7 protein-coding genes are annotated in these 8,910 nt (G+C 70.3%); 4 read left to right on the forward strand and 3 right to left on the reverse strand.

The window, feature by feature from the left end; all coding sequences use genetic code 11:
• Positions 1 to 10: 10 nt before the first annotated feature.
• A complete protein-coding gene (locus ACFWPS_RS18425; protein ID WP_383706258.1) occupies positions 11 to 1,792 on the reverse strand; it encodes a fatty acyl-AMP ligase in 1,782 nt (593 codons plus the stop codon).
• 886 nt (positions 1,793 to 2,678) lie between these two features.
• Positions 2,679 to 2,960: an acyl carrier protein gene (locus ACFWPS_RS18430; protein WP_383706260.1), complete on the reverse strand. Its 282-nt coding sequence runs from the start codon at positions 2,958 to 2,960 to the stop codon at positions 2,679 to 2,681.
• A gap of 535 nt (positions 2,961 to 3,495) precedes the next feature.
• On the opposite strand from ACFWPS_RS18430, the gene ACFWPS_RS18435 reads away from it, so the two are divergent.
• Positions 3,496 to 4,434, forward strand: coding sequence for a TauD/TfdA family dioxygenase (locus ACFWPS_RS18435; protein WP_383706263.1), 939 nt, complete (start codon positions 3,496 to 3,498; stop codon positions 4,432 to 4,434).
• Between the two features lie 80 nt (positions 4,435 to 4,514).
• Here ACFWPS_RS18435 and ACFWPS_RS18440 read toward each other — a convergent pair whose 3' ends face one another.
• Entirely contained in the window at positions 4,515 to 4,835 is a 321-nt protein-coding gene (locus tag ACFWPS_RS18440) for a response regulator transcription factor (RefSeq protein WP_383706352.1), read from the reverse strand.
• Positions 4,836 to 4,838: 3 nt separating this feature from the next.
• Between ACFWPS_RS18440 and ACFWPS_RS18445 the strand changes: the two genes are divergently transcribed.
• From ACFWPS_RS18445 to ACFWPS_RS18455, 3 genes are all read left to right on the forward strand, one after another.
• Entirely contained in the window at positions 4,839 to 5,843 is a 1,005-nt protein-coding gene (locus ACFWPS_RS18445; protein ID WP_383706265.1) for a TauD/TfdA family dioxygenase, read from the forward strand.
• 78 nt (positions 5,844 to 5,921) lie between these two features.
• Entirely contained in the window at positions 5,922 to 7,733 is a 1,812-nt protein-coding gene (locus ACFWPS_RS18450) for an amino acid adenylation domain-containing protein (RefSeq protein WP_383706267.1), read from the forward strand.
• 27 nt (positions 7,734 to 7,760) lie between these two features.
• A complete protein-coding gene (locus ACFWPS_RS18455) occupies positions 7,761 to 8,531 on the forward strand; it encodes a thioesterase II family protein (protein WP_383706269.1) in 771 nt (256 codons plus the stop codon).
• The last annotated feature ends 379 nt before the right edge of the window (positions 8,532 to 8,910 follow it).

Genomic DNA, 8,910 nt, shown 5'->3' on the forward strand with positions numbered 1-8,910 from the left:
CGGGTGGGCGTCACAGGGCTTCGGCTCCTGCCGTCAGCTGCCGTACCGCTGATTCGAGTTCGGTGTGCAGAGCGGTGATCGCGCCGGCCAGGAAGCGGTCGCGCATCGCGGCGCGCTGGATCTTGCCGCTGGTGGTGCGGTCGACGGTGCCGCGCCGCACCAGCAGGACGTTGCGGACCGGCGCACCGGTGGCGGCGGTGAGGCGGCGGATGACGGCTGCCGCGGCGGCGCGCAGTTCCTCGGCCGATACGGTCGGGCTGACCTCGTGCACCAGCACGATCCGCTCGTCGGGGGCCTGGACGCCGAAGGCGGCGCCGACGAACCTCTCCAGCGCGGGGTGGGCGGCGCGCGCCTCGTGTTCGAGGTCGTGCGGGTAGAAGTTGCGGCCGTGGACGATCATCACCTCCTTGAGCCGACCGGTGATGAACAGCTCGCCGTCCACCAGGGCACCCAGGTCGCCGGTGCGCAGCCAGCCGGGTTCGGCGTCGTCACCACCGGCGGGGCGGGCGTGGAAGGCACGGGCGGTGAGGTCGGGCTTGCCCCAGTAGCCGCGGCCGACGCTGTCGCCGCGCAGCCAGATCTCGCCGACCTCGCCGGCGGACAGGGGGCGCAGGGTGGCGGGGTCGACGATGAGGGCGTCGAAGGCCTCGGGGCGTCCGACGCCGGTGATCTCCTTGCCGCGGCCGTCACGGGCGGGAACCAGCGCGGGGTGGTCCGCGTCGGCGAGGCGCTGGGCGTCGACGACCAGGACGGTCGGCGGGAGCTGCATGGGGGTGCCGCTGGCGTAGACGGTGACCTCGGCCATGCCGTAGCCGGCCGTGGGGGCTTCGGGACGCAGGCCGATCTGCGCGAATCGCTTGGTGAACGCGGCGATGGTGGGGGCATGGATCGGCTCGGAACCGTTGATCAGGAAGCGCAGCGGTGACAGGTCGAGCCCTTCGAGGTGTTCGTCCTTGATGAGGCGCAGCGCGGTGCCGTACGCGAAGTTGGGGGCGGAGCTGGCGGTGGTCCGGAGTTCGCTCATCATCCGGAACCACTCGACGGGCCTGCGGGCGAACACCGTCGGCGGCATCAGGACCGATGTTGCGCCGCAGAAGAGTGCGCCGCTGAGCTGAACGAAGAGACCGAAGTCGTGGTGCAGCGGCATCCAGCTGCCGAACGAGTCGTCACCGTTCAGGCCCACGACGGAGTACATGGCCGCGAGGTTCGCCTGGACGTTCCCGTGAGCGAGCATCACGCCCTTCGGGGTGCCGGTGGAGCCGGAGCTGTACTGGAGGACGGCGAGCGAGTCATGGTCGGCGTGGCGGCCGCGGAGCGCCGCTGGGGCTGCCTCACCGGCCGGCACGGGGGCGGCGGCCCGGACGGGGACGCGACCCAGGCCCTGCGCGTGGAAGCGCTCGGTGAGGGTGTCGAGGTCCCCGGCGTCGGCGAACACCAGTCCTGGGGTGCAGTCCGCGGCGATCGCGGCGACGCGCTGGGCGGCACTGCTGGAGCCGGTCGCCGGCGGGGCGGGCACGGCGGTGAGACCGGACAGCAGGCAGGCGAGGTAGAGCTCGACGAACTCGGTGCCGGTGGGCAGCGCGATGAGGACGCGCTCGCCGGGTGCCAGGTGCTGCGCCAGGTCGGCGGCGCGCAGGCCGGCCCGGCGGGCGAGTTCGGCGTAGCTCAGGCTCTCGTGCACGGCCTCGGCGGAGCTGCGGTAGATGGTGACCGCGGTCTTGTCGGGGTGTTGGGCGACGCTCGCGGCGAACGCGTCGCCGAGGTTCCGGTAGCCGGTCACCTCGAAGGCCATTGCTTCCCCTTGGGCTTGGCGCTGCGTCGATCTGGGCGGCGCGCGGACATGCACGGCGGCGCCCGCCGCGCGGCTGAGTGGTGTCGTTCTCGACTGTCGCGATCAGGCAGTTCGGCCGCAGCTCTGCCCGCGGTTCCTCGATCCGGTCCAGGCGTCCAGGCGTCCAGGCGTCCTGACGTCCTGACGTCCTGACGTCCTGACGTCCTGACGTCCTGCCTCGCCGAACTCCGTCGGTTCCTGGCGGCGCAGACCACTATGCCCCAGCCGCCGGCGATGGTGCGGGCGTTCAACCCGGTGCAAATGATCAGCACGGGTGTTCAACCATCGCCGTGCGCCAGTTGGACGAGGACCGTCGGAGGTGGATGCCGCGCCCCCGGCACGGGGGTGTTCCGGGAGCGCGGCGGTCTCACACTAGGCGACGGGGTGGAGCCCATGCGTCCTCCCACCGGACGCCTGCAGGGCCGTGGCCTCCGTCGCAGGGATGCGGTCGGACGGCCAAGGGCGGCCGGGCCCGCGCGCGAAGCGGGTGCCGGGGCAGCGGGTGGCGCGGGAAGCGGTCTGCAGCCCGGTTGGCTGATCACCGGAGCCTCGGGGCAATCCGCCGCAGCGACGGGGCGTTCGGGGACCGACCACGGCTCGTGCCGCATCAGGTACGGCGGGTCGCAGCCGGTAGGTCGGCTCAGGGCCAGGGCACTGGTCAACTGACCGCCCTGGTAGGCCGGTTCATCGAGCAATCGCGAGTTGTGGACGGCACTGCCGCACCCTGGAGGTCCCCGGCGGCCTGGAAGTCCACCTGATCTGCGACAGACAACTATGGCACCCGGCCGACGAATCTCGGACACAGGACACTAGAAGCCCTTCAAGGCGTCAATGCCCTGAAGGCCCTTCAGACCGAGGGCAGTTCGGCCACCAGGCCGGCCAGGTGAACGGTCAGAGCCGCAACCGTGTCGACATCCCACACCAGGGTCGGCTCCACGGTCACACCCAACTTGTCCTCGATGTCCCCGCACAACGCGAAGGCGTACACCGACTCCAACCCGTACTCGGCGAGCGAGACACCCGGATCGATCTCCCCCACCGGCGTCTCCAGGTAATAGGACACCCGCTCCATCAACCACCGTTCGATGTCCTCACCCGACACCCGCACACCCACTCCCCGATCAGTCATCGAAGTCCCTCTCTCATCAGGTATATGATGAAAAGTCAGTTCATAGTCCACGGCCCCCGGATGCGTGGGACCGCGAGATGGAGCAGCGCCTGCTCGAACCGGCGCTTCGCGCCGTACGGGCCAGAACTCGCCGCAATGCCAGACCCCTGCTGGCGGGCTGCCTCAGCAGGCCGGCCCAACAGCAGGGGCGCCACTTCTTCTTCGCCTCGATCGGGCTCCTGGACGGGACTCCACCGACAAGCCGTGTCAGGCCATCCGCACCAGCCTCCAGATGCCCAAGAGCCCCAGTTTCACCATGCCGCCTCGCTTCACCATGGTGCAGGCCCGCACGACTGATCAATCCCTGATGCTCACCACGGCCACCGTTCAACTGCGTTGGCGCGCCGGTTGAACGTCGCCGAACATTCGCCCCGGGCTATTGGCACGGCCCGCGCTCCCGGCAGGCGGCCGAACCGAACCGGTGCGTCCAACTGTGGCGCCCCGTAGGTTGAACGACCCGACGCCCAACGCCCCAACCACCAAGGAGATATCCCCCATGAGCGTTCAGCAGGGCTGGGCACCGCAACGGTTCACGCCCGAGAGCACCGGCGCCAGCGCGACCGCCCGGGGACTGATGGAGTACCTCGACTCGGTCGCCGTCGGCGAACTGCTGGGCCGTCACCAGGCCCTGCTGTTCCGGGGTTTCGACGTCACCGAGGCGTCCTTGGCGGACGTGACGCCCGCCCTGCTGCCGGAGCGCCTCGCGTACGTGCACGGCAACACGCCCAGGACCAAGGTCTCCGACAACGTCTACACCTCGACGGAGTACCCGCCCGAGTACGCGATCTCCATGCACAGCGAGCTTTCCTACGCCCACGCCTGGCCCTCCCGGCTGCTCTTCTGCTGCGTACAGCCGGCTACCGCGGGAGGGGCCACTCCGCTGCTGGACGGCGCCTCCTGGCTGTCGGCACTCGACGAACGGATCCGTGCGGACTTCAGCGGCGGTGTCTGCTACCGGCAGTACCTGCACGGTGGCAGGGGCTTCGGCAAGAGCTGGCAGGCGACGTTCGAGACGGACGACCGGGCGGAGGTCGAGAAGCTGCTGGCCGAGGCGGGCGCGAGCTGGGAGTGGACCGCCGGCAATGCGCTGCGGACGCGTCAGGTCCGGCCCTCGACGCTCCGGCACCCGGTCACCGGTGAGGACGTCTGGTTCAACCAGGCGGACCAGTGGCACCCCGCGACGCTGGGCGAGGAGACCATGCGCGAGCTCGCGGCCATCGTCCCCGCGGACGAGCTGCCGCAGTCGGTGACCTTCGCCGATGGCTCCCCCATCCCCGACGAGTACGTGCTCGAGATCCGCGAGAAGGGACTGGCGCTGGCCGTTGACGTCGACTGGCGGCAGGGCGACGTCCTGGTCATCGACAACGTCGCCGTCGCACACGGGCGCAGGGCGTTCGCCGGAAGCCGCCGGGTCCTGGTCGCCATGTCGCGCTGAGAGCACCGGGCAGAACGCGGGAGCCCTGGTCCGCAGCCGGTGGACCAGGGCTCCCGGTTCGGTCGGTGGCGACCGGGGCGTCACTCGGGCGGCGGGACGATCTTCGCCTCATGGGCGGCGATGGCGAGCTGCACCCGGTCGCGTGCATCGAGCTTGGCGAGCAGGCGCGCCACATGGCTCTTGGTGGTGGCCGCGCTGATGTACAGGTGGGCGGAGATCTCGCTGTTGGACATGCCGCGCCCGATCAGGGTCAGGACCTCTAGCTCGCGGTCGGTGAGCCGCTCGACCTTGCGGCCTGCAGCAACGGCCTGCCGATCAGCCGTTGAACGCCTTAACGTGGCGCAACCGATCCTCCTATCGTTGGGACGATAACCGGTCCAAGGAACTGGAGAGGACCTGATTCAATGTCACATACGCTGAAATGGCAGGCTGTTGAGGGCAAGCCGGCCATAACGCAGGTCGCCGGTCTCACCGGGATGACACAGGTCCGCGCATGGCTCGAGGATGTCCGTCCGCAACTGACCGCGGCTCTGCGGGAATACGGCGCGATCTACCTGCGTGGTCTGCCGATGGCGACCATCGAGGACTTCGCGCAGATCCGAGACGTGCTCATCAGCGAGCGGACGCCGTACCGGGAGAAGACCACTCCCCGCAGCCGGCTCGGCGACGATGTCTTCTCTTCGACGGACCTCCCGGCCGCGCAGTCGATCCGGATGCACAACGAGAACAGCTACACGCTGACCTTCCCCGGCCGGTTGTTGTTCGGCTGCCTGATCGCACCAGCGCAGGGCGGGGCGACGCCCGTCGCGGACTGCCGGAAGGTCCTCGACGCGCTCCCCGATCAGGTGGTCGAGAAGATCCGGACCGCCGGGTGGCGACTCTCGCGCAGCTACTCCGAGCACATTTCCACCGACTGGCAGACCGCGTTCGCCACCGATGACGTGGACGAGGTCGCGCGCTACTGCGCGGGCAACCTCATCGGCCACCAGTGGTACGACGACGGCACCCTGAAGACGAGCCAGATCCGTCCCGGCATCATCACCCACCCGTCGAGTGGCGAGGAGGTGTGGTTCAACCACCTGCTCTTCTGGAACGAGTGGGCGCTGGAAGAGGAGCTGCGGGAGGCACTGGTCGATGAGTTCGGACGCGACGGTCTTCCGTTCAACACCGAGTTCGGTGACGGGGCCGCGCTGAGCAACCAGGACCTCCAGGCCATCCAGGCGGCCTATGACGCGGCCACGGTGCGCGAGACCTGGCAGCCGGGCGACGTGATGCTGGTCGACAACATCCTGACCGCACACGGCCGGGATCCGTTCCGCGGCGACCGGAAGATCGTGGTGGCCATGGGCGACCCGGTCGAGCTCTCCGAGTGCCGGCCGACCGTCGAGCCCGCGCCCGCGTTCGCCTGAACCTGAGCGGCGCCGTCAGACCGGGTCGGTCCAGTGGCCGCGCCATGCCCCATTCCTGTGCACAAGGAGCCCGTTCCCGTGACTGACCTCGCCCAGAAGCCGGTTGACCTGGTAGCACGCTTCCGCGCTACCGCACAGCACGCCCCGGACCGGATCGCCGTACGGGGCGCCGACGGTGAGCTCACCTTCGCCGAGCTCGACCGGCGGACCGCACAGCTCGCCGGCGCGCTGGCCGCCCGTGGCATCGGCGCCGGCGACCTGGTCGGGGTCAGCCTGCCGCGCAGCACCCAGCTGGTCGTGTCGCTGCTCGCGGTGTGGCGGGCGGGTGCGGCCTACCTCCCGCTGGACCCCCGCTATCCGGTGGACCGCCTGGAGTTCATGGCCAAGGACGCCGGCATCCGGGTACTGCTGGGCGCCCCCGACCACGTCCTGGGGGCATCCGGCCTCGACGTCGTCGACCCGGACTCCGCGACCGGCGCCCCCGAAGCCGCCGGCTCGGGGCCGGTGGCCGCCAATCCGCTCGACCCGGCGTACGTGATCTACACCTCGGGCTCAACCGGTCGGCCCAAGGGCGTCCAGGTCGGACGGGGATCCGTCGCAGACCTGGTCACGGCCCTGGAGCGGGCCGGCGTCTACGCCGAAGAGCCGCGGGTCGTCGGCTGGAACGCCAGTGTCTCCTTCGATGCCTCGGTGAAGCAGTGGGCGCGGATCTGCCGCGGCGACACCATCGCCATCCTCGACGAGGACCAGCGCACCGATCCCGTCCAGCTCCGGACCCTGCTCGACGCGTACGGCATCCAGGACCTCGACCTCACCCCCTCCCACTGGGAGCTGGTGCGGACCTGCCTGCTGGACAGCGGTGCCGACGGCCCGCTGCCGCGTCTGTTCATGGGCGGGGAGCCGGTGCCGGAGCGGACCTGGCAGGAGATATCCAAGGCGACCGCGAACGGGCTGCTCGAAGCGGTGAACCTCTACGGTCCGACCGAGTGCACCGTGGACGCCACCAGTGCCTGGATCACCGGTGGGGGAGCGCACATCGGCCACCCGCTGCCGGGCACCCGGGCGTACGTGGTCGGAGACGACCTCCGGCAGGTGACCGCTCCCGGTGAGACGGGCGAGCTGTACTTGGCAGGCGAGGGCCTGGCCCTGGGCTACCTCAACCGGTCGGCCCTGACCGCCGAGCGCTTCGTCGCCGACCCGTTCGCGGCGAACGGCAACGGGCCTTTCCTGCCCGGCGGCGGGCAAGGAGGGAGGATGTACCGCACTGGAGACCTGGTCCGCCTGCGAGCCGACGGTTCGCTGGACTTCATCGGCCGGGTCGACCGCCAGGTCAAGATCCGCGGCTTCCGGATCGAACTCAGCGAGGTCGAGGACGCGGTCTCCTCGCACCCCCGGGTGACCACCGCCGTGCTGACCGGCTACCGGGACCCCGCGCTCGGTGACCAGTTGGTGGCCTACTACGTCGCCGACGAGCCGCCGACCGGCGCGGAGTTGCGCGACCACTGCGCGGCAGTGCTCCCCGAGTTCATGGTCCCTTCGGTCTTCGTGGCGGTCGACGCCATTCCGCTGACCGTCAACGGCAAGGTCGACTGGGAGGTACTGCCCGCGCCGCATGCGGCACCCGCCGAGCAGTTCGTCGAGCCCCAGGGAACGGTCGAGAAGCTGCTCGCCGAGGTCTGGTCGAAGGTCCTGGGCCGGGACCGGATCAGCGCCGACGACAACTTCTTCGCACTGGGCGGCCACTCGCTCGTCGCGCTGCGCGTCATCAGCCGGCTCAAGCGCGAGCTCGGCCTGGCCGTGCGGACCAAAGAGGTGTACCAGCACCCGCAGTTGCGCGAACTGGCCGGGTACGTCGAGGCCAAGCTCGCCGCAGCTCCCGAGACCCCCTGACCCATCACATCGCAAGGGATCCCACCCATGGCCACCGCCCAGGACCTCATCGTCGTCCGATCCCGCCGAACGGAGAATGCCGCCCGCACCCTGATCTGCCTCGGCTTCTGCGGCGGCGGCACCGGGCAGTACCACCAGTGGGGCGGCGTCCTCCCTCCGGACGTCGACCTCGCCGCCATCTGCTACCCGGGCCGGGAAGGCCGCTTCATGGAGGATTTCGCCCAGACCTGGGACGCCCTCGCCGACGACACGACCCAGGCCGTGCTCTCCGCCGCGGCCGAGGGCCCCTATGTGCTCCTCGGTCACAGCATGGGCGGCTGGATGGCCTTCGACGTCACCGTGCGCATCGAGCAGCTCGGCGGCCCCGCGCCCGAGGCGCTCGTGGTGTCCTCCGCCAACGCGGCCAACCGCGGACTGACCGCCCAGGACGGGTCCCCGACTCAGCAGGACACCGACGAGCAGCTGCTCGGCTGGATGACCATGCACGGGATGCTGCCCGAGCACGTCGTCAACGACCCGGACCTGCAGGAACTCGCGGTCGAGCTGATGCGGGCCGACATCCGGGTCCGAGACACCTTCCACTACGTTCCCGGCTCGAAGGTCAGTGTGCCGCTGCAGGTCCTGACCGGCGAGACGGACACGGTGATCGAGCCCAACGCCGGCGAGTACTGGCGGGACCTCACGACCGGTGACTTCCGGCACGACGTCCTGCCCGGCGGCCACTTCTACACGCCGGAGGTCTGGAGTCGGATTCCGACCTACATCCCGGCCCTCTCCGGGGCGTTCAGTTCCCGCTGACGCCCTCCGGGGGCTCTCGGACCAACAGCGCGGGCGCCGAGGCTGTATCACAGCCTCGGCACCCGCGCTTCGGCGTTCCCGCCGGCCCCGAGCCCGCGCCGTCCGACGACCCGGCCGCGACCTGGGCTCTGACTCGGGCGTGACCAGGCTCGGCCCGGACCGGAGCCCAAGCCCACCGCGGGGGCATTGCCGCACCAGCGCCCCACGCTGAGTGGCCGAGGGGAATCTCACCCCCGGCCCTCACAGAGTGGAGTAGGCCGCCGACGAGGTGCCCGTGGTGCGGGTCCTTTTCCGACGGCCCCTTCCCGAACGGGACGGGCCGGCTTCCCGGCATCCCGCTCTCCAATGGATCAGCTCGTTTCGCTTCGCGCCGGCCATG

The organism is Streptomyces sp. NPDC058457, from assembly GCF_042720695.1.
Taxonomy (GTDB): domain Bacteria; phylum Actinomycetota; class Actinomycetes; order Streptomycetales; family Streptomycetaceae; genus Streptomyces.